The sequence below is a fragment of the Halomonas sp. G11 genome (assembly GCF_001663515.1).
Classification (GTDB): Bacteria; Pseudomonadota; Gammaproteobacteria; order Pseudomonadales; family Halomonadaceae; genus Vreelandella.
Genome location: NZ_LYXG01000009.1, coordinates 1 through 19,925, shown reverse-complemented (window position 1 = coordinate 19,925; position 19,925 = coordinate 1). Strand labels below are relative to the sequence as shown.

General features: G+C 58.5%; 16 protein-coding genes. 5 read left to right on the top strand and 11 right to left on the bottom strand.

Going from position 1 to position 19,925, the window contains the following annotated elements:
• Positions 1 to 94 precede the first annotated feature (94 nt).
• Positions 95 to 1,129 (top strand): tRNA dihydrouridine(20/20a) synthase DusA, encoded by a 1,035-nt coding sequence (dusA, locus tag ADS46_RS04890; RefSeq protein ID WP_066317229.1) that lies wholly within the window; start codon positions 95 to 97, stop codon positions 1,127 to 1,129.
• A gap of 36 nt (positions 1,130 to 1,165) precedes the next feature.
• Here dusA and ADS46_RS04885 read toward each other — a convergent pair whose 3' ends face one another.
• Together ADS46_RS04885 and ADS46_RS04880 are read right to left on the bottom strand one after the other, a co-directional pair.
• Positions 1,166 to 2,620 (bottom strand): catalase, encoded by a 1,455-nt coding sequence (locus ADS46_RS04885; protein ID WP_066317054.1) that lies wholly within the window; start codon positions 2,618 to 2,620, stop codon positions 1,166 to 1,168.
• Between the two features lie 205 nt (positions 2,621 to 2,825).
• The gene (locus ADS46_RS04880) at positions 2,826 to 3,857 is read right to left on the bottom strand and encodes a succinylglutamate desuccinylase/aspartoacylase family protein (protein ID WP_066317051.1); all 1,032 of its coding nucleotides are present in this window, start codon (positions 3,855 to 3,857) and stop codon (positions 2,826 to 2,828) included.
• 216 nt (positions 3,858 to 4,073) lie between these two features.
• Between ADS46_RS04880 and ADS46_RS04875 the strand changes: the two genes are divergently transcribed.
• Positions 4,074 to 4,712 carry a TetR family transcriptional regulator gene (locus ADS46_RS04875; RefSeq protein WP_066317044.1) on the top strand — a complete coding sequence of 213 codons (639 nt, stop codon included), beginning with the start codon at positions 4,074 to 4,076 and terminating at the stop codon, positions 4,710 to 4,712.
• A gap of 3 nt (positions 4,713 to 4,715) precedes the next feature.
• Here ADS46_RS04875 and ADS46_RS04870 read toward each other — a convergent pair whose 3' ends face one another.
• The 4 genes from ADS46_RS04870 to ADS46_RS04855 all read right to left on the bottom strand — a co-directional run bounded on the left by ADS46_RS04870 (position 4,716) and on the right by ADS46_RS04855 (position 11,585).
• The gene (locus tag ADS46_RS04870; RefSeq protein WP_066317043.1) at positions 4,716 to 5,387 is read right to left on the bottom strand and encodes a hypothetical protein; all 672 of its coding nucleotides are present in this window, start codon (positions 5,385 to 5,387) and stop codon (positions 4,716 to 4,718) included.
• A 162-nt stretch (positions 5,388 to 5,549) separates the two neighbouring features.
• Entirely contained in the window at positions 5,550 to 8,723 is a 3,174-nt protein-coding gene (locus ADS46_RS04865; RefSeq protein WP_066317042.1) for an efflux RND transporter permease subunit, read from the bottom strand.
• Positions 8,720 to 9,997, bottom strand: coding sequence for an efflux RND transporter periplasmic adaptor subunit (locus ADS46_RS04860; protein WP_066317041.1), 1,278 nt, complete (start codon positions 9,995 to 9,997; stop codon positions 8,720 to 8,722). The genes ADS46_RS04865 and ADS46_RS04860 overlap by 4 nt, the downstream gene beginning before the upstream one ends.
• 100 nt (positions 9,998 to 10,097) lie before the next feature.
• On the bottom strand, positions 10,098 to 11,585 hold the full coding sequence (locus ADS46_RS04855) for a TolC family outer membrane protein (protein WP_082925991.1): 1,488 nt from the start codon (positions 11,583 to 11,585) through the stop codon (positions 10,098 to 10,100).
• A gap of 261 nt (positions 11,586 to 11,846) precedes the next feature.
• On the opposite strand from ADS46_RS04855, the gene ADS46_RS04850 reads away from it, so the two are divergent.
• Positions 11,847 to 12,764: an alpha/beta fold hydrolase gene (locus tag ADS46_RS04850; protein WP_066317040.1), complete on the top strand. Its 918-nt coding sequence runs from the start codon at positions 11,847 to 11,849 to the stop codon at positions 12,762 to 12,764.
• On the opposite strand, the gene ADS46_RS04845 is transcribed toward ADS46_RS04850, so the two are convergent.
• Positions 12,761 to 13,504, bottom strand: a complete 744-nt coding sequence (locus ADS46_RS04845) for a MipA/OmpV family protein (protein WP_066317039.1) — start codon at positions 13,502 to 13,504, stop codon at positions 12,761 to 12,763. The genes ADS46_RS04850 and ADS46_RS04845 overlap by 4 nt on opposite strands.
• Before the next feature lie 669 nt (positions 13,505 to 14,173).
• On the opposite strand from ADS46_RS04845, the gene ADS46_RS04840 reads away from it, so the two are divergent.
• Together ADS46_RS04840 and cynS are read left to right on the top strand one after the other, a co-directional pair.
• Positions 14,174 to 14,986, top strand: coding sequence for a formate/nitrite transporter family protein (locus tag ADS46_RS04840; RefSeq protein WP_066317037.1), 813 nt, complete (start codon positions 14,174 to 14,176; stop codon positions 14,984 to 14,986).
• 103 nt (positions 14,987 to 15,089) lie between these two features.
• On the top strand, positions 15,090 to 15,530 hold the full coding sequence (gene cynS / locus ADS46_RS04835; protein ID WP_066317035.1) for a cyanase: 441 nt from the start codon (positions 15,090 to 15,092) through the stop codon (positions 15,528 to 15,530).
• Positions 15,531 to 15,533: 3 nt separating this feature from the next.
• Here cynS and ADS46_RS04830 read toward each other — a convergent pair whose 3' ends face one another.
• The 4 genes from ADS46_RS04830 to ADS46_RS04815 form a co-directional block, all read right to left on the bottom strand.
• Positions 15,534 to 16,373 carry a fructosamine kinase family protein gene (locus ADS46_RS04830; protein ID WP_066317033.1) on the bottom strand — a complete coding sequence of 280 codons (840 nt, stop codon included), beginning with the start codon at positions 16,371 to 16,373 and terminating at the stop codon, positions 15,534 to 15,536.
• A 61-nt stretch (positions 16,374 to 16,434) separates the two neighbouring features.
• Positions 16,435 to 17,388: a transaldolase gene (gene tal / locus ADS46_RS04825; RefSeq protein WP_066317032.1), complete on the bottom strand. Its 954-nt coding sequence runs from the start codon at positions 17,386 to 17,388 to the stop codon at positions 16,435 to 16,437.
• A gap of 34 nt (positions 17,389 to 17,422) precedes the next feature.
• The gene (xylB, locus tag ADS46_RS04820; protein ID WP_066317030.1) at positions 17,423 to 18,913 is read right to left on the bottom strand and encodes a xylulokinase; all 1,491 of its coding nucleotides are present in this window, start codon (positions 18,911 to 18,913) and stop codon (positions 17,423 to 17,425) included.
• Positions 18,913 to 19,925 (bottom strand): mannitol dehydrogenase family protein (locus ADS46_RS04815; RefSeq protein WP_066317028.1); only part of this gene is annotated, 1,013 nt, incomplete at its 5' end. The genes ADS46_RS04815 and xylB, both read right to left, overlap by 1 nt.

Sequence of the window (19,925 nt, the reverse complement as noted above, 5' to 3'; positions counted from 1 at the left end):
AGTGCCAAATTTGTGACACTAATTAGCTAAAAACGTGGCTCAACCACTGTAAATATGAACAGTTATGAATGATACCACAACACCGCAAACCCGCATGAAGTCTGGCACCGTCCGCCCTGAGCTGGATAGGACTTTCTCCGTCGCGCCTATGATGGATTGGACTACGAGAGACTACAGAGCCTTCGCACGCACCTTGACCAAGCGTGCGTTGCTGTATACCGAGATGGTGACTACCGGGGCTATCTTGTACGGTTCTCCACGTGCGCGTTTTTTGGGTTTTGACGACGTTGAGCACCCGATTGCCTTGCAGCTGGGTGGCAGCGATGCCGCTGAGCTTGCTGAGTGCGCGGCGATTGCCGAGGCGTGGGGGTACGACGAGGTCAACCTGAACGTCGGCTGCCCGAGCGATCGGGTGCAGAACAACATGATCGGTGCCTGCCTGATGGGTTATCCGGATAAAGTCGCAGCGGCTGTGCGTGCCATGCAGGCGTCGGTGTCGATCCCCGTGACGGTAAAATGCCGTATCGGCGTTGATGATCAGGATGAAGATGCGGACCTGGCTCGCTTTATTGACACTGTAGCGGATGCGGGCTGCCAGACATTTACTGTTCATGCCCGAAAAGCCTGGCTGCAAGGCTTATCGCCCAAGGAAAACCGCGATGTGCCTCCGCTGAATTACCCGCGTGTGCATCGCTTGAAGCAGCAGCATCCCGAGTTGCACATCGGGATCAACGGCGGCATTAAAACGCTTGAGGAATGCCAGGCGCAGCTTGAACACGTTGACAGCGTGATGGTGGGCCGTGAGGCCTATCAAAACCCGTGGCTGCTGGCGGGCGTGGATGAGCAACTGTTCGGCACGCCAGGCCCCGCCGCCAGCCGACTGGACGCTGCACGGGCATTTCGCCCCTACATACAGCGTCGGCTTGACGAAGGTGCCAAGCTCAACCACATCACGCGCCATTTGCTGGGTCTGTTTCAGGGCTGCCCAGGTGGGCGGCGCTTCCGTCGTCATCTGTCGGAAAATGCACACAAAGAAGGCGCTGGACTACGCCTGTTTGACGAAGCCTTGAGCCTGGTCCGCGAGCCTTCAAACCAGCCCACTGACGCAAAACAGCCCGCCATCGCTTAACGGTGACGGGCTGCGATCTAGTGACTGCCTGAGCCGTTACTGGCCGCGCACGCCTTGTTCGATGCGTTTGCCAATCTCCGGGTCCACGTTGCGCCAATATTCGAAGGCCCGCTCAAGCACCGGCTCGGTTACGCCACCGGAAAGGTGGCCCACTACGTTGCTTACCAGCCGCTCTCGCTCTGCATCGTCCATGACGTCACGGACCAGCGCACCCGCTTGGCTCCAGTCATCGTCATCGGAACGAAGCGTGTACGCCTCACGCACAAACTGACCGTCCGTGGACCAAACGGCATCTTCCGGGTAGCGCTGCGGATCGGCTTTGGGACCGCCTTTGCTGTTCGGCGCATATACCGGGTCGGTGGCATGCTTGATGCGCATCGCCCCACCCTGGCCGTAGCTGTGCACGGGGCTCTTGGGCGTGTTCACCGGAATATGCTTGTAGTTGACCCCCAAGCGAGCGCGGTGGGCGTCGGCATAGGAGATCGAACGTGCCAGCAGCATTTTGTCCGGTGATAGCCCCGTTCCCGGCACCATGTTGTTAGGCTCGAACGCGGCCTGCTCGATCTGGCTGTGGAAATCCGTCGGATTGCGGTCCAGCGTGAGCTTGCCGACCTCGATCAGCGGATAGTCGTCGTGGGGCCACACCTTGGTCAGGTCGAACGGGTTGATGCGATAGGTCTTGGCATCGTCGAAGGGCATGATTTGCATCTTGAGCGTCCAGGTCGGGTAATCCCCCCGCTCGATCGCTTCAAACAAGTCACGACGGTGATAGTCGGCATCGCTACCAGCCATCTCATCGGCCTGCTGCTGGGTCATGCATTTGATGCCCTGGTCGGTCTTGAAGTGATACTTCACCCAGAAGCGCTCGCCATCTTCATTGACCCACATATAGGTATGGCTCGAGTACCCGTTCATGTGCCGCCAGGTGGCCGGAATGCCCCGGTCACCCATCAACCAGGTCACCTGGTGGGCGGATTCAGGCGAAAGCGTCCAGAAATCCCACTGCATGTCGTGGTCGCGCAGACCGTTGTCGGCACGGCGCTTTTGCGAATGAATAAAGTGTTGAAACTTCATCGGGTCGCGGACAAAGAACACGGGGGTGTTATTACCCACCATGTCGAAATTGCCGTCGTCGGTATAAAACTTCACGGCAAAACCACGCGGGTCGCGCCAGGTATCCGGGCTACCGCTTTCCCCCGCCACGGTTGAAAAGCGAATCACCACATCGGTTTTGGCGCCTTTCTGGAGGAACTTGGCCTTGGTGTATTGGCTGACGTCGTGGGTCACCTCGAAATGGCCGAACGCCCCACTGCCCTTGGCGTGGGGCTGCCTGTCGGGGATCATTTCGCGGTTGAACGCCGCCATCTGCTCCATGAGATAATGGTCGTGCATGACAATCGGGCCATCTTGGCCTACCGAAAGCGCATGCTCGTCGCTGGCAACCGGATTGCCTGCTTCAGTTGTCGTGTAATGGGGGTTGTCGCCTGCCATCGTTAGTTCTCCCTTCATTCGAGGTGGCGCGGTCACTGTCCAGTCACCGTCTCTACTGTTACAGCTTGTCTACTGTTACAGCTTGGCCACTGGCCAGTTGGCTGCGTTAGTCACGTCATAAGTTATAGTTAAACAAAGCACTGACTGCCATCCATGGCCGTAAGTTGCAGGCTATCAAGCTGATAGTTTTCTGTTATCGATATTGTCAATAAAGTGCGTCAGGGAGAGGCGTCAGACTCGATTGAAAGCTTTCGATCGCCGTTTCCGCTTCCTCGATGGCATCAAAACGGGCAATGTGGAACAGGGCTTCGCCTTCGTTGGCCAGCGGTAAGCGGCTCATGCCGATCACGATGCCATCGGCCATGGCGCGCACGTCGCCCTCATCGTTGCCGAACGGATCGGCTACTTTGCCCAGCACTTCGCCTTTGGCAACGCGGGCGCCCAGGCGCACCTTGGGTCGCAGAATGCCGTCGATCGGCGCCCGTGCCCAGCTTGACCCGTTGGCGACTTCCGCCGGGGCCGGCGAACGGCGGCGCTGCTCGCCGCTGAGCATGCCCAGACGGCGCATGACCCGCAGCACGCCGCGCACTCCCGGGGCAATGGCCCATTCATCAAAGCGCAGCGCTTCCCCAGCCTCGTAGGTGAGCACCGGAATACCGCGACTTTGTGCGTAGTGGCGCAGGCTGCCCTCGCGCAGTTCGGCGTTGAGCACCACCGGCGCGCCAAAGGCATCGGCCATGCGCTCGGTTTCGCTTTCCGGGCTCAACTGGGCGCGGATTTGCGGCAGGTTCGTGCGGTGGATCGCCCCGGTGTGCAGGTCGATAATGTGCGTGGCGTGATCGACGATTTCTTCGCGGAACAACGCCGCCACACGCCCACCCAGGGAACCGGACTCACTGCCCGGAAAGCAGCGGTTGAGATCCCGCCGATCGGGCAAGTAGCGGGTTTGCTGCAGAAAGGCGAACACATTGACGACCGGCACGGCAATCAAGGTGCCCTTCAGGCTATTGATGGTTTTTGCACGTAATACGCGGCGGACGATTTCCACCCCGTTGATTTCATCGCCGTGAATGCCGCCGCACACCAGCATTACCGGCCCGCTGCGCCGTCCGTGCACCACCTCGACGGGAATATGCAAAGGCGTATGGGTATACAGTCGGGCGACCGGTACATCGATCTGTAAGCGCTTGCCGGGCGCGATACTGTGTCCGGCAAGTTGAAAAGAGGCTCGTGCCATTATGGATTGTCTCGCTTTGCGGGTCGTATAGCTTGCACTGCCACGACATTTAAAAACAGCGTTTCCAATTATTCTTTATACCCGCCTCGCGCTGAAATATCAGCCCCCTGATTATGTGAGTGCTTACCCATGCGTTTCCATACACAATTGAATGTAAAATAATTGCAGAATCAGATAAGATATATGCACAAATAACGTCGACGAGGTTGGGTTTCCATGGCAAGAAAAACAAAGGCTGAAGCAGCGGCCACGCGCGAGGCGCTACTTGATGCTGCGGAAGATATGTTCATGGAACACGGTGTCGCCCGTACCTCGCTGGAGCAAATCGCCCGCCACGCCGGCATGACGCGCGGCGCGGTTTACTGGCATTTCAAGAACAAGGGCGATATGTTTCGCGCCATGCTTGAACGCGTGCACATGCCGTTTCAGGATCTAGTGGACGAAATCGAGGCGCTGGAGCACGACGTCTCCTCACTGGAAGCGATTCGGCTCGCCTGCCTGCAAGGCTTGGAGCGCTTCGATCAGAATCCCCGTTCGCGCCGGGTGCACGCCATCCTGATTCATCGCTGCGAGTTTTTCAGTGACATCGACCCTATTGCCATGCAGCAGGAAATCGTCGACGAATGCCGTGAATCGCTCTACCAGCACCTGCTGATCTCCAAAGAGCAACAGATGCTCATCCAAGGCCTATCACCCGAGGTTGCCACCGATCTGCTCCAGGCAACCCTCGCCGGCCTCTTCCATGAATGGATCAGAGACCCTTCGCGGTTTTCAATCTACGAACGGGGTGTCCCGCTGGTGAACCAACTGATCAGCATGATGCGACGTTCGCCTGACACCAGCGAGACAAACTGACCGCTAATGATGCGCTAAAGGGCCACTCGACCCGGACTTGCCTTTAAGCCGGCGCAGGCGCGTGCGGGTTTCGAGAAAGGCATCCTGAGCGACGCTGCGGAACGCATCCTCTTTAGGTAGGTACTTGACCAGTATACGGTATTCCCCTGCGTTTTCCGCCGGGTCATGCTTACCCAGCAACTGTACCTCGCAGGAAGGGTCGTCGGTGAGAATCGCGCGCCCCGGCTTTCCTTCACTGCTTGCCTGAACCACTTGCACACACTTGCCCAACAAGCTGCGCCGGGCATGGTGGCGATGAAACCATGGCCCTACCTGCCGACACAGACTTTCCGCAATTGGCGATGCCAGGGCAAAGCTTGCCCATAGCAGCACCACGCCAATCGGCACGATAAACAGCCCGACCGACAGCCACCGCAGTACCAGCAGCTCTACCGCCAATGTAATGCCAGCGGCCAAAACGATAAGCCAGCTCAGAGCAACCGTCGTCGGCACGCCGGCAAAACCGAGGGCGACCAGTGCGCTCGCCAGGTGGTCATCCCGCAGGCTGTCTCGTTCGAAAAGCTCCACAGGGGCTATCCTCAGAAGGACCAATAGCCAATAAAGTCCAACTAACGGCAGCAATATGCTGAACAGGATAAACGGAAAACTCACTAACAGCTGGCGTACGGTATCCATTGTGTGACCTCCTACGCATTGGCTCAATTTTATTGAGCTTTGTCTTGTCAGCGTAGCTTCCCGAGTTGCCAATAACATGTAGCAGTGCAGCATAAAAAACGGGCATCATCGCTAGCGATGATGCCCGTCAATATACACGTCAGTTAATGATGCCTGTTGGCCTCACTGCTCCTGGGCTGACGGCTCTTGCCGAGACTTACCTCGGAACTTGCGGCCTAACCAGTCGGATGTCTGGGCAATCATGACATAGTAGCTGGGCACGAACAGGCTGCCCAGAATAGCCACTGTGGCCATCCCTACCGCGACGGTCGTGCCGATATGGTGACTGCTGACATCGCTTGCACCGGTCGCCAGCGCCAGCGGCAGCGTGCCGAAAATAAACGCCAGCGACGTCATGATGATCGGCCGGAAGCGAAGCTCAGCCGCCGTGATCGCGGCCTCCTTAATGCTCTTGCCCTGCTCTTTACGCTGCAGCTCGGCAAACTCGACGATCAGGATGGCGTTTTTGGCGGCCAGGCCGACCACCACCAACAGGCCGATTTCCACGTAGATACTGGTATCCAAGCCGCGCAGCACGATACCGCCAACGCCCCCCAAAAACGCAAAGGGCGTAGAGGTCAGCACCGCCAGCGGCAGCGACCAGCTTTCATACTGGGCCGCGAGGATCAGGAACACCATCAGGATACCGAAGACAATCGCCAGCGCCGCCGTATTGCCCATTTCGGCTTCCTGGTAGGCGGTACCGGTCCAGCCCATGCCCCAGTTTCTACCCAGGTTATCGGCAACGATTTGATCCATCGCCTCGATCGCCTCTGCCGAGCTGTAGCCTTCCGCCGGGCCGCCCTGGAATTGCGCGCCCAGATAGACGCCAAAGCGCGACACCACGGCAGGTTTGGCTTCCCGCTCGAGGCTGACAAACTCGGACAGCGGAATACGCTCGCCGTCGCCGCCGCGCACGTAGACGTGGTTCACGTCATCCGGCGTCAGACGGAAATCGTCCTCGTTTTGCAGGTACACCTGGAAGTTACGGTTCTGGTAGCTGAAGTAGTTAACAAAGCCGGTACCAAACGTATTGGACAGCGTCGAATGCAGATCTTCCAGCGACACGCCGTAACTCAGCGCTTTCTGCTGGTCGATATCGGCGCGGTAGCCAGGCACGTTGACGCTGAAGGTCGTGAATACCTGCTCGAGCGCCGGGTGTTCATTGGCTTTTTGCATGACCTGCAGCGAGGCTTCGAACAGTTCCTGGGACGTCGCCCCGCCAAAGGACTGCAGATAACCGGTGAAGCCGCCGGTGGTCGACAGCCCCTGGATCGGCGGCGCATTGAACGCCCTGGCCGAGCCGCCGGGTATTTCAGCACCAATCTGCATGATCTGGCCAACAAGCTCGCTGGCGGTAATATCCCGCTCGGGCCAGGGCGCCAGGTTGATGAACATGACCCCGCGAGCGGTGTTCACCGAACTCGTCAGGATGTCGTAACCCGCCACCGCTGACGAATAGCTTACCCCGGGAATGGCTTCAACCCGTTCGCTGAGCGCCGCCATGTAATCCTGGGTACGGTCCAGAGAAGCGGCGTTGGGCAGCTGTATGCTTGCCAGCACAACGCCCTGGTCGGTTTCCGGCACCAGGCTCGAGGGCGTATTTTGATACAGCCACCAGGCGCTACCGATGACCACCCCGGTCAACACCAGCGCCAGCATCCAGAAGCGTACCAGGCACTTCACCGCCACCATGAAAAGCGCCGTGATGGCGGCAAACAGCCGGTCAAACAGGCGCAGCGGCGTGTTCACCGCGCGCATGAATTTGGACTGGCCGTGCTTGGCCTTGTGCTTGATGAAAATCGCCGACAGCGCGGGCGTGAAGGTCAGGGCCATCAACGCCGAGAAGGCTACCGATATCGCCACGGTCAGGGCGAACTGCTGGTAGATCTGCCCGGTAAAGCCACCGAGGAACGCCACGGGAATAAAGACTGCCGCCATGATCAGCGAGGTGGCGATAACCGGCCCGCCGACTTCCTTCATGGCGCGAATGGTGGCATCCCTCACGCTGATGTCATCGTCCTCGCTGAGCACCCGCTCGACGTTTTCGACCACCAGTATCGCATCGTCCACCACGATCCCGATCGACAGTACCAGCGCGAACAGCGTCAGCAGGTTGATCGAGAAGCCGAACATGTAAAAACCGGCAAAGGTCGCCAGCACGGAGACCGGCACCACCGACATGGCGATCACCGTGAACCGCCAGTTCTGCAGGAAGATGAACAGAATGACGCCGACGATCAGGAAGGCTTCAATAAAGACCTTCACCACGGTATTGACCGAGGCGTCGATGAACAGCGTGGTGTCGTAGGGCACCGCGTACTCGAGCCCCGGCGGAAAACGCTCGCTCAGCTCTTCCATGGTGGTGTTCACCGCGCGCGCGGTTTCCAGCGCGTTGGCACCTGGCTGCTGATTGATGATGATGGGCGCCATGGCCTGGCCGTTCAGGCGCGCATCCACTCCGTAAGACGAGGCGCCGAGCTCGATCCGTGCGACGTCATCCAAGCGCAACGTCGAACCGTCTGGATTGGTGCGCAGCGCAATATTGCGGAAGTCATCAACGTCGTTGAGCCGACCACCTGCCGTAATGGTATAGGTATAGGCACGCGGATCGCTTTGCGGGGTCGCCGCCAGGCTACCCGCCGGCACTTCGGTATTCTGGGCGCGAATGGCCGAAGCCAGCTCGCTGGGCGTCAGGTCGTATTGCGAGAGTTTTTCCGGGTCCATCCAGATACGCATGGCGAACTCACCGCCGCCCAGCACCTCGGCTTCCCCCACACCTGGAACCTGGCGAAGCTCGTCGATGATATTGAGCGTGGCGTAGTTCTGCATGAAGATTTTGTTGTAGTCACCTTCCGGCGAGAACAGCGCCACAAACATCAAGATCGAGCTTGAGCTTAGCTCAACGGTGACACCTTGATCCTGAACGGCTTCAGGGAGCTGCGAGAGCGCTCCCTGAACACGGTTGTTGACGTTGATCGTGCTGATGTCGCCTTCGGTGCCGATATCGAAGGAGACGTTCAGCGACATTGTGCCATTATCGCTGCTGTTCGAGGTCATGTAGATCATGTCCTCGACGCCGTTAATCGCTTCCGCGATCGGCGCAGCAACGGTCTGGGCGACGGTTTCGGCGTCGGCCCCCGGGAACTGCGCCTGTACCGACACGGTCGGCGGCACGACATTCGGGTACTGTTCGATGGGCAGCACCCGCATGCTGACGACCCCGATAATGGTCAGGATAATCGCCAGAACCGTCGCAAAGATGGGGCGGCTGATGAAGAAATTAGAGAAATTCATTGCGAGGAGTCTCCTTCCCCATCGCTTTCCTGATCACCCTCAGTACCGCCGCCTTGGGCCTGCTCGGCGGCCTCCTCTGCCTGTTCCTCCTGAGCTTCTTCCACGTTTTCAACCACTTGCTCGGCGTCACCGCTGAACGGCTGCGGATCAATTGCCGTACCGGGCTCGATACCGGTCGGGTCGCCAACCACCACGCGGTCTCCCTCTTCCAGGCCATCGCGCAAAATTTGCCAGGGACCCGCGATTTCACCCAGGCTAACGGTTCTCGAGCGGGCGCGGTTGTCATCATCCAATACAAAGACCTGAGGCCCCATCAACCCTTGAGTGACGGCGATTTCAGGGACTGCAAATACGCCGTAGCGCTTCAAGCCTTCAATGCTGACACGGACAAACTGGCCAGGCAGGATTTCCCCGTCTGGGTTATCAAAGGTGGCACTGGCCTGCACGGTGCTGGTGCGATCACTGACTCGCGACCCCAGGTAGTCAAGGCGCCCTTCAAGCGTCTGATCACCTCCGCCATCGCGACCCGGTAGTGCCAGGGTGGCACGGATATCCTCTACCGCCATCCCTTCACGCAGCTGTCGACGCAGTGCAAAGGCATCGTCTTGTGGCATCTGGAAGCGAACTTCCAGCGGATCAAGCGGCGTGACGGTGGCAAGCTCGGTGCCGGACTGTACCAGATTGCCCACATTAATTTCGCTCAGGCTGATCATACCGGCGACGGGCGCCGTCACCTCAGCATAGTTCAGGTCAATCTGCGCGCTTTCCAGTGCTGCCTCGGCCTGGGCCACATTGGCCTGGGCGACGCCCAGGTCAGCACGCGCCTGGTCATAGTCCTGACGACTCACCGAATTCTGGTTCAGCAGCCGCTCAAAGCGCTCTGCATCGCGCTGGGCGCGGGCAAACTCGGCCCGGGCGCTTTGCAAATCGGCTTCGCGCTGGTTCACCGTGGCGCGGTAGACATCAGGCTCGATGGAGTAGAGAAGCTGGCCTTCCTCGACAAACTCGCCGGGCTCGAAATGACGTTCCTGTAAATAGCCGGTGACGCGGGCAACCAGAGTGACTTCATCGTCGCTGCGCAGCAGCGAAGAGTATGATTTTTCCAGCGGCAGGTCCTGTCGGGCCGCCTCGGTCACTTCAACGGGATGCGGAGGCCGTTCTTGTTGCTGTCCCTCTGCTTGTTCGGCTTGCTCTTCCTGGCCACAGGCAACAAGCAGCGCGCTAGCGCCTATCACCATCAGCGCGCTACGAACGCCGTAAAACATGTTCTTCATTACTTTATTCCCTTGAGGCGCTTATAAAACCGACACAGACTACAACCATACATGTATGAATGTAAATGTTTGGCGGCCTTCAGCGCCGCCAAACAGGTTGTTACTGCTCAAGTACCGGGCGCTCACCGATGTTGGTGACGCTGCTGGAGCCAGCGTCTTCAGGCAATGTAAAGGTCACTTCTTCGCCCTGTAGCCACGCATTGATCTCTTCGACGGCCTCAACGTCCAACCGGCCAGACTGTTGGCGTAGCGATAGCAGATTGACGACGTAGTCGTAACGCGCCTGGGCATAGTCGGAAATCGCGTTGTAGAGGTTTTGCTCGGCATTCAACACGTCGACAATATTGCGGGTACCGACTTCATAGCCTGCACGTGTGGCATCCAGCGCACTCTGGTTGGAAACGATGGCCTGCTCACGGGCGTCCACGGTGGAGACATCATTGCTGACCTGGGTATACAGGGAGCGCACCTGCTGAACGGTGTCACGGCGCTGGGCCTCAAAGTCGAACTGGCTGGCTTCCAACTGGTAGGTGCTTTGACGGATGCTGGCCTGGGTACTGCCGCCCGTGTATAGCGGCCAGTTGGCGCTCAACCCTATCTGGCTGGATTCATCATGGCCTTGAATGCCATCGATATCGTTATCGGCATACTGATAACTCGCGAACGCCTCCAGAGTAGGCAGGCGCTGCGCCTGGGCCACGCCCACAGCACTGCGGGACACCTCGACACCCGCCTGTTCAGCAAGCACCAGTGGGTTGTTCTCAACAGCGAGATCCACCCAGTAATCGCGGTCGCTAGGTGTCGGCTGCTGGATGGGATAGTCGTCGCTCAGCGCTTCAATGCTGGCATAGCGCTGGCCGGTCAAACGCTCAAGGGCCTCAAAACTCACCTGAAGATCGCTCTGTGCGGCAATGCGTTCGGCACGAGACTGATCGAAACTGGCCTGCGCCTCTTCCACCTCGGTAATCGCAATCAGCCCGACCTCGAACTGTTCTTCCGCCTGTTCCAACTGACGGCCAATGGCACGCTCCTGAGCCAGACGGGCATCGAGAATGTCGTTGGCGCGAAGAATGTCAAAGTAAGCCGTCGCCACGTCGATCAACACTTGCTGCTCGGTCGAGGCCAGTGCGTAAATTTGCTGATCGATTTCCCGCTCGGCTTGTTCAACCTCGCGGCTGTTGCGGGCGTCAAAAAGTGCTTGCGAGGCTTCCAGTGTCAGGCTGACGCTATTGAAGGGATCGTCATTGCCGCCGGTGTTGCCCGTCCCGTTACCCACCTGACCTGCCTGAGTGCCCGCTGCACTGGTTTGGCTTTCGTAGGTGCGGTTATGCGCCACATTTCCTGACGCGTTCAACTGAGGCAGCAAGTCGCCACGGGCAACGTCACGCCCCGCCTCGACGCTCTGGGTTTGGGAACGCGCTGAACTCAACTCGGCGTTATTTTCCAGCGCATCGCGGGTGATGGTGAGTAGATCCGCTGACCAAGCGGGAGCCGCCCATACGGAAAGCAACAACGCCGGAAGCAGCATGCGCTGTGCCATAAGAGGGCGAGGGGTTTTGAAAGCCAACGTGGAAGGGAGTCGCAGCATAGCGTTTTCCTCATTAATATTCGTCTGAATGCTTACATACATTGTCGCATGTTTTTTTGGCGATACCAGACCTTAGTCAAATATTCGGCTTATATTTCACTTTTCTTTACTATTTCTCTGGCAGTGTCTGCCTTGCCGTTATTGCTTGGGGCTTTCCTTTGCCAATGGCCACCACACCGCGATGCCGTACAGGTTGGCTTTAGTCTACTATCCTGTACGTCATCATGCTGCAAAGCAACAAACGACTTACTGAGGTATGCCATGGATCGCATTGAATATATACGCGTACGTCAGCTCGAAATCGCCGTTCGTATCTGGCACCCCGACGCCCCCCATACGGTGATCGCCTGGCACGGGCTGGCCCGCCACGGCGGCGACTTTGAATCCCTGGCCCGGAAGCTCGGCCCTCAATGGCGAGTCATTGCACCTGATACGCCGGGACGCGGACTTTCCAGCTGGTCGCTTTACCCTGCCAATGATTACTTATATAGCCACTATGTGACGATCGCGTTGGCCGTACTCGACCATTTCCACATCGAGAGCGCTAACTGGGTCGGCACCTCGATGGGTGGCTTGCTCGGCATGCTGCTGGCCGCTGATGAGAACACCGCTCAGCGAATTCGCTGCTTGGTTCTCAATGATGTCGGCCCCGAACTTGACAGCCAGGCACTGGCTGAAATGGCAACCTACTTTAGCGTGCTCAAACGTTTTTCGACGCTCAGCGAGCTACAGCAGGCGCTTGAGCAACATTACCAGGGGTTCGGTACCCTCAGCCGTTTTGAGTGGCAGCAGATGGCACTGAGCAGTGGACGTCGACTGCCTGATGGCAGTTGGAGCTTTCATTACGATCCTCGCATAAGCGAGCAGTTCGTCAACGATACACCTCGCGATACGTGGCGCGACTGGCAGCAGATCCGCTGCCCGCTGATGGTTATTCGGGGTGAACACTCCACGTTGTTGCGTGCCGAGAGCATAGAACGCATGCAGGTCGACCAGCCGCATATGGAAGTGCTCGAGGCAACGGGATGTGGTCATGCCCCCATGCTCAACAATGACCGGCAGGTGGCTCCCCTCAAGCGCTTTCTAAACCACTATGGCGGCATCGCCTCTGACCCAGCGGCAAGCCCTGGCGAACGGATCAGCCGTTGGTGGCAACGTCTGATCCGCCCTCGTGGCTAAAAGTGATAGTTGATCAGCGCACCGCCCATGACTTGGGTCTTGTCACCCTGGTCATCCACGATCGGGCTGTCAGCGGCGTCGCCTGTCAATCGGGTAACACCGACTAGCCCTGTTACCGACCAGTCCCGGGTCAGGTAATAGCTCAGGCGGCTGTTCAGTCCATAACGGAAATAGCCATCGTTCGGGCGGTAGACGGCGAGTCCTGAACGCGCACTTTCTGCAGGCGAAATACCGAACATATCGCGCGTCCAGTCATCGCTTGAGTAGGTCAACTCAGGACCAATCGAAAACGCCATCCGTTCCGACAACATGGTACGCCAGTTGGCTTTCAGGTCTGCTTCATAGCCGTCTACATCGCCGCCTAAAGGAGCTTTAGTAGCGGCTTCCAGCCCCCAAGGGCCGTTTGAATAGCGGGCACGCACGCCCGCTGCTGCACCATCGTCTACCTCGTCTAGGCCGCTTAGCTCGCCATCGTTATCACGGCCCGGCAAGTAAGTGATAAACGGTGAAACCTTCCAGTTGCCCTGGCGAAGCAAGTTCCAGCCAATACCATCACGCACGCTGGCGTAAAAGGTATCGCCATACGTAATACTGGCACTTGGCCAGCCACGCGTTTCATTTTCATCGCTGCCCAGATATTCAGGCACGCTGAATACGCCGGCGCCAACGCTGCCTTCCCACTGCGCCAGCGCGTTACCCGATGCCATCAGCAACAACGTGGACAGCGCGCAATATGGCATAGCCGATAGTCTTGATCTCATGGTTAAAACCCACTGTTGTCATGAAGGTTTGGAAGCAATGCCCTAACCAACCACAGGCCGTCTTCCTTGACGTAAGCAATCAACGACAAAGTCGCAGCTGGCATGGCCAACTGCGCTGGAATCGACGCTTAATAGGACGCATGAACTGCGCCATAACATACATTTATGAATGTAAGCTAGCACTCGCCTTCAGCTCCGTCAATTCCCCTTCTCGTACCAAGTCAACGCTATCACAGGGGCAATCAACGCCTGAACGGCCAAACGACCTTTTGCAACAATATTGTGCACAGCTCATAGCGCCGCCTCCCAATGGTGCACAGCCCTTATCAAACCGCCTTGCGACGATTGATTCTCACCACACCACCGGCAAATATACGATTTGGTGCCAAAAAAATAAATCAATGAAATAAATCGATTTTATGGCTCCCCAAGCCCTCCCATGAATAAATTGGCATGCCACATGCAGTGTCCTGTCGGCGAGCTGAGCGCCTGCAATCTCCAGATCGTATCGAAGCGCTAACACAACGTACTGACGCTAAGGGCAGACGCAAAGGACTGACACAAAGGACTAACGAAAACGCAAAGGACTGGCACTGGACATTCAGGCGCGGCGTTAACTAACCGAAAATGACACAGGAAAACCTATACATGTCATATCTAATGCCCAGTGAGTTTGTTACCAAGCTGGTAGACCAGGGTGAAGCGAAAGTCTATATGGGCACCCGGGATACGCTTATTCGCGCCTTCATGGCGGGGGCCACCCTGGCGTTGGCGGTTATTTTCGCCATCACTATCGCCACTCAGACCGGCAACTTCCTGATCGGCGCGCTGCTGTTTCCCGTGGGCTTTGTCATGCTTTACCTGATGGGTTATGACCTGCTCACCGGGGTGTTCATGCTGGTGCCGATCGCCTGGCTCGATAAGCGCCCCGGTGTCACCCTGCCGCGCATGCTGAAATGCTGGGGGCTGGTAGGGCTCGGCAACCTTGGGGGTGCCCTGTTCATCGCCACCTTCGGCTATCTGAACTTCACCATGGGCGGCACCGAGGAAATCAACGCCGTCGGCCAGACCATGATGTCTGTCGGTGAAAGTCGAACCGTGGGTTACCAGGATGCCGGGCTTGCCGGTTGGATTGTGCTCTTCCTCAGGGGCATGTTCTGCAACTGGATGGTGTCCATGGGAGTCGTGGGTGCCGCTATCTCGACAACGGTATCCGGCAAGATCATGGCCATGTGGATGCCGATCATTGTGTTTTTCTATCTTGGCTTCGAGCACTCCGTGGTCAACATGTTCCTGTTCCCGATCGGCCTCATGATGGGCGCTGAATTTACGCTGTATCAGTACATCATGTGGAATGAAATCCCCACGGTACTGGGCAACCTGGTCGGTGGCCTGACACTGGTGGGCCTGGTGCTGTACACCACCCATGTCCGCACCCAGCCCAAGAAAAAATTATCTTGATCTAGGTCCATTGACCGAAAGCCGCTAACAACAATGCCGTTAACAACAATGCCGCTAACAACAACAGGGCGTCACGCGCCCTCCATCGCACAGGAGAAATCTCGTGGATAAACTTGAAATGCGCCACACCCTGCTTGCCGCCAAAGCGCGCAAGAAAATGAGCTGGGACGATATTGCCAGCCCCATCGGAATGTCGCCGGTATGGGTAGCATCGGCCTGCTACGGCATGAACAGCGCCAGCCCCGATATCGCCCAAAAGATCTGCAAGACTCTGGATGTCGAGAGCGATGTCGCCGATGCCCTAGTGACATTTCCGACCAAGGTGTGGGATGAAGCCATCCCCCAGGACCCCTTCATTTACCGCCTTTATGAAGTCGTCGGCGTATATGGCGAAACGCTCAAGGATGTGGTGCAGGAGCAGTTTGGCGACGGCATCATGAGCGCGATCGATTTCACCATGGATGTCGATAAGGTCGAAGACCCCAAAGGCGACCGGGTGCTGCTTACCCTGAACGGCAAGTTCCTGCCCTACAAGTCTTGGTAATGCTTAACCCTGATAGGCCTCAAGCGCGGCAACGCTGCGCTCAACACCGCTGCGATAGCTCGCTCCAAAGAGCAGCAAATGATTGAGCAGCGGGTAGAGTTGAAATAACGCTTCACGCCTCGGCCAATCGGCCGGGGCGTCGCCGTTCCAGTAGGCCTCGAAAAAGCGTTCATCCAGCGAGCCAAAAAGCGTCAACATGGCAATATCGACTTCCGGGTAGTGACGATATATCGCCGGGTCGATAATCGCCGGGCCACGCGGCGTGAACATCACATTGCCCGACCACAGATCGCCATGCACCAGGCTTGCGGGCCTGTCGGGCAGCCAGTTTTCCAACTCATGTGCCTGGCGGGCGATGCGCTCATAAAGCTTTTTATCGAGCAAACCGCGCTGATAGCAGGCATCGCCGAGAGGCAATAGCCGTCGCTCGCGCTGAAAAACACGCCCATCGTCCAACGGCGCATTGGGCTGAGGAGTGCTGCCACAGGCGTTATCCCAGTGCCAGCCATGTTGTTGACCGACGCTTGCGTGAAGCTCTTTGAGGCCTTCACCCAGCCTCGCATTATCGCGTCGACCCGAGGCTTCAAGCGTCTCCATTACCAGCCAGCTTTCGGAAAGGCCGAGCACCTGAGGGACAATCAGTATGGAACATGCGCCCTTTAACGCCCGTAATGCCTCGGCTTCGCCGCGCAGCCGCTGCGCGTCGTCATGCTTGACGACGACACGGCCCTGTTCGGTATCAAGCTGATAGACGGCCGCAATATCGCCACCGCCAAGCGGCGTTAATGCGCCCTTGGGTGTCAGGTCGAGTGTTTCCAGTAACGCATCTAGGGCTGAGTCCATTGCATGCTCCTTTGCGCTGAATGTCAGTCTATTATGGCGGCCAATTGGCGGCGACGTCGACTCACCCCAGCCGCTGATGAATGAGCTTTTCCAGCTCGAGCTGGTCATCGTGGAACCGACGAATACCCTCCGCCAGCTTGTCGTTGGCCATGGCATCCTGATTGTGGCCCCAGCGGAAATCGGCTTCATTGAGGGCGGGCAATGGCTGACCGTTGCCCGCAGGCGCAGCAATCTGAGGCGTCACCTCCCCCTCTGCGGAAGCCAGCTCTTCAAGCAGGGCCGGGGAAATGGTCAACCTTGGGCATCCCGCCAACGCCAGCACCTGGCCGGTGGTGCGGAAACTGGCGCCCATCACGACGGTGTCGTAGCCGCCCTGGTTGGCCCGTTCACAAACCCCGCGCACAAACGCGACGCCCGGGTCGTTTTCCGGCGTGTAGTCGTTGCCGGTGGCATTCTTGTACCAATCGGTCACACGGCCCACAAACGGCGAGACAAGAAACACGCCCGCATCAAAACAGGCCTGCGCCTGGGCGTCGCTGAACAGCAGCGTCAGGTTGCACTGAATCCCTTCGCGCTCCAGGACTTCGGCGGCGCGAATGCCTTCCCAGGTGGACGCCAGCTTGATCAGCACGCGGTCGCGGGTTACACCTCGGGCTTCATAAAGCTCGATCAGCTCATGGGCCTTGGCGATGCTCGCCTGGGTGTCAAACGACAGCCGGGCCGCCACTTCAGTGGACACACGCCCTGGCACCACGGCGGCGATTTCGCTGCCTACCGCCACCGCCAACCGGTCAACGGCATGGGGTACCTGCTGCTCAAGCGCCCCGCCCGCGGCTTTCACCTGGCTCAGTTCTTCGTCGATCATCGCCTGATAGCCCGGCAGACTGAACGCCTTGAGCAGTAGCGACGGATTGGTGGTGGCGTCCTGCGGCTGGTAGCGGCGAATCGCTTCCAGGTCCCCGGTATCGGCCACCACCAGTGAGTGTTGTTTTAACTGCTGTAATTGATCAGTCATCTATCAATCTCCTTAATAGACCGTGTAACTGGGTTTAATCGGTTTGGCCGTGGCGTTGGTTCAGCGCACGATAGTACCGCGAATACGCCTTCTGGTAAGCGGCCACCCGCGCTGGGTCAGGGTCCGCCTGGGATTGGGCATCCAAGGTAACCAACCGTTCACAGAGCGCGTCCAGGGTGACCCCGGCTTCCCGCTGGTCGCACCACGCGGCCTGTAGTGCCCCACCCAGGGCCGCGGCATCGGTGATTTCCGGACAGATCACCTGCGTATTGGTGATATCCGCCACCATCTGCCGCCAAACCGCGCTCTTGGCACCGCCGCCAATCAGACGGATTTGGCTGGCTCCCGCGGTTAAATCACCGAGCAGTTCCAGGCCGTAGCGCAGACCAAACGTCGCCCCTTCCATCACCGCCCGGCATAGATTGGCCTGGGTGGTATTGAGGCTGGTCAGGCCGAGGAAATCCGCCGACGCCTCCGGCAGCATAGGCACTCGCTCGCCGTTGAAAAACGGCAGCACGGTCACGCCTTCCGCGCCGATGGGCGCACTCGCTACGCGCTCGCCAAAGGCCTCGAGATCCAGACCGAACAGCTCGCGCACCCGGGTAGTCGCCGACGTCACATTCATGGTGCAGATCAGCGGCAGCCAACCGCCGGTGCTCGAACAGAAATTGGCCACCATGGCATTATCGCAAACCACCGGCGCCGGTGAATAAGCACATACGGTTCCTGATGTCCCCAAGCTTAACGTAATCAGCCCGGGCGTTATATTGCCGGTGCCAATTGCACCCAGCATATTATCCCCGCCGCCGGAGGACACCACGACATCGTCCGCCAAGCCCAGCTCGGCGGCCACGGCGCTTTGCACAACACCGGCGGGCTCATGCGCCTCAAGTAAGCGGGGAAGCACACGCTGGGCATCCAGCTCAGGGGCTATCTCGGCAAACACATCCAGCCGCCAGCGCCGCCTTTGGGTATCGAAATAACCCGTGCCGGAGGCATCGCCCGCCTCGGTCACGCGGTTGCCGGTAAGCCAGAAATTCAGGTAATCGTGAGGCAACAACAGGCTATCGATACGCCGATAAGCGTCAGGATGATGGTCGCGCAGCCACGCCACCTTGGAGGCAGTATAGCCGGTTTGCAGCACCAGACCGAGCTTTTCCAGGCAGCCTGCTTCACCGCCGAGACGTACCATCAGGTCGTTGTTATGCGCGCTGGTTTCGGTATCACACCACAATTTGGCGGGATACACCGGCTCGCCCTCGGCATCCAGTGCCACCATGCCATGCTGTTGACCTGAGACACCGATACCGCGCACCTGACGGGCGTCGACGTCGGCACGCTCAAGGGCCTCGAAGAAGGCGCCTTTCAGCGCTGCCAGCCATTCGCTGGGGGCCTGCTCACGGCGGCCATTCTCACCTTCGTCAAGGTGATGGGGACGGCTTGCCTCCCCGCGGATAAGGCCTTGCTCAACATCCACGACCACCACTTTGGTACTTTGCGTTCCGCAGTCGACACCGATATACATTACTGAATTCCTTTGGACGAGACCAGATCCTCAAGCGTAGCGCGTGCGCCGCGTTCGTGCAGCGATGTCAGCGCCGCCAGATAGGCCGCCAGAAAACGCGGCTGGTCGGCCAGGTCCCCAAACACCTCACGGTTTTCAACAAACGCCGTTGGCTGGGTGCGGTTATGGGCGGCAATTTGCATAAGCGACGCTTTCAGACGGTCGACGATCTCGATGGGCTCGCCCTGTTCGTCGACCCCTTCAGCATAGCGTGCCCAACTGGCCACAACCGCCGCACTGCGTTTGATCTCGCCGCCATCGGCCAACTGCTGACGAATCACCGGCACCAGCCACTTGGGTATGCGGTCAGAGCTTTCTGCGCACAGCCGCGCCAGGGTGTCCTTGATTTGGGGATTGGCAAAGCGTTCGATCAGCGTCATCCGATAGTCTTCCAGGTCGACGCCAGGCACCGGCGCCAGCGTCGGCGATCCCTCTTCGCGCATGTAGCCGAGCAAAAAGTCCACAAAAAGCGGGTCCTGGCAGACCTCATGAGCGTAGCGGTAACCGGCCAGGTAGCCAAAGTAGGTGAGCGCCTGATGACTGGCGTTGAGCAGCCGCAGCTTCATCAGCTCGTAGGGCTCAACGTCATCGACCAACTGTACGCCCACCTTTTCCAGCGCCGGACGCCCCAGCGGGAAATGATCTTCCAGCACCCACTGCGTGAACGGCTCGCACACCACCGGCCAGGCATCTTCAATGTCGAAACGCTGTGAAAGCTCGCTGATATCCGCCGCCGACGTCACGGGGGTAATGCGATCCACCATGGCATTGGGGAACGCCACTTCCTCGGCCAGCCAGGCACCCAACTCGGTATCACGGGCCTGGGCATAAGCGCTGAACATGCGCTTGGCCACTTCACCATTGCCTTGAATGTTATCGCAGGACATGACCGTAAAAGGGGCGATACCGCGCTCGCGGCGGCGTACCAGCGCCTCCACCACCAGACCGAAGCTGGATGAGGGCTGGGTGGGGT

What these genes read in the sequence shown, in the direction of transcription:
- dusA (WP_066317229.1), top strand. Translation starts at nt 95, where the DNA reads ATGAAGTCTGGCACCGTCCGCCCTGAGCTGGATAGGACTTTCTCCGTC.
- ADS46_RS04885 (WP_066317054.1), bottom strand. Translation starts at nt 2,620, where the DNA reads ATGGCAGGCGACAACCCCCATTACACGACAACTGAAGCAGGCAATCCG.
- ADS46_RS04880 (WP_066317051.1), bottom strand. Translation starts at nt 3,857, where the DNA reads ATGGCACGAGCCTCTTTTCAACTTGCCGGACACAGTATCGCGCCCGGC.
- ADS46_RS04875 (WP_066317044.1), top strand. Translation starts at nt 4,074, where the DNA reads ATGGCAAGAAAAACAAAGGCTGAAGCAGCGGCCACGCGCGAGGCGCTA.
- ADS46_RS04870 (WP_066317043.1), bottom strand. Translation starts at nt 5,387, where the DNA reads ATGGATACCGTACGCCAGCTGTTAGTGAGTTTTCCGTTTATCCTGTTC.
- ADS46_RS04865 (WP_066317042.1), bottom strand. Translation starts at nt 8,723, where the DNA reads ATGAATTTCTCTAATTTCTTCATCAGCCGCCCCATCTTTGCGACGGTT.
- ADS46_RS04860 (WP_066317041.1), bottom strand. Translation starts at nt 9,997, where the DNA reads ATGAAGAACATGTTTTACGGCGTTCGTAGCGCGCTGATGGTGATAGGC.
- ADS46_RS04855 (WP_082925991.1), bottom strand. Translation starts at nt 11,585, where the DNA reads ATGCTGCGACTCCCTTCCACGTTGGCTTTCAAAACCCCTCGCCCTCTT.
- ADS46_RS04850 (WP_066317040.1), top strand. Translation starts at nt 11,847, where the DNA reads ATGGATCGCATTGAATATATACGCGTACGTCAGCTCGAAATCGCCGTT.
- ADS46_RS04845 (WP_066317039.1), bottom strand. Translation starts at nt 13,504, where the DNA reads ATGCCATATTGCGCGCTGTCCACGTTGTTGCTGATGGCATCGGGTAAC.
- ADS46_RS04840 (WP_066317037.1), top strand. Translation starts at nt 14,174, where the DNA reads ATGTCATATCTAATGCCCAGTGAGTTTGTTACCAAGCTGGTAGACCAG.
- ADS46_RS04830 (WP_066317033.1), bottom strand. Translation starts at nt 16,373, where the DNA reads ATGGACTCAGCCCTAGATGCGTTACTGGAAACACTCGACCTGACACCC.
- tal (WP_066317032.1), bottom strand. Translation starts at nt 17,388, where the DNA reads ATGACTGATCAATTACAGCAGTTAAAACAACACTCACTGGTGGTGGCC.
- xylB (WP_066317030.1), bottom strand. Translation starts at nt 18,913, where the DNA reads ATGTATATCGGTGTCGACTGCGGAACGCAAAGTACCAAAGTGGTGGTC.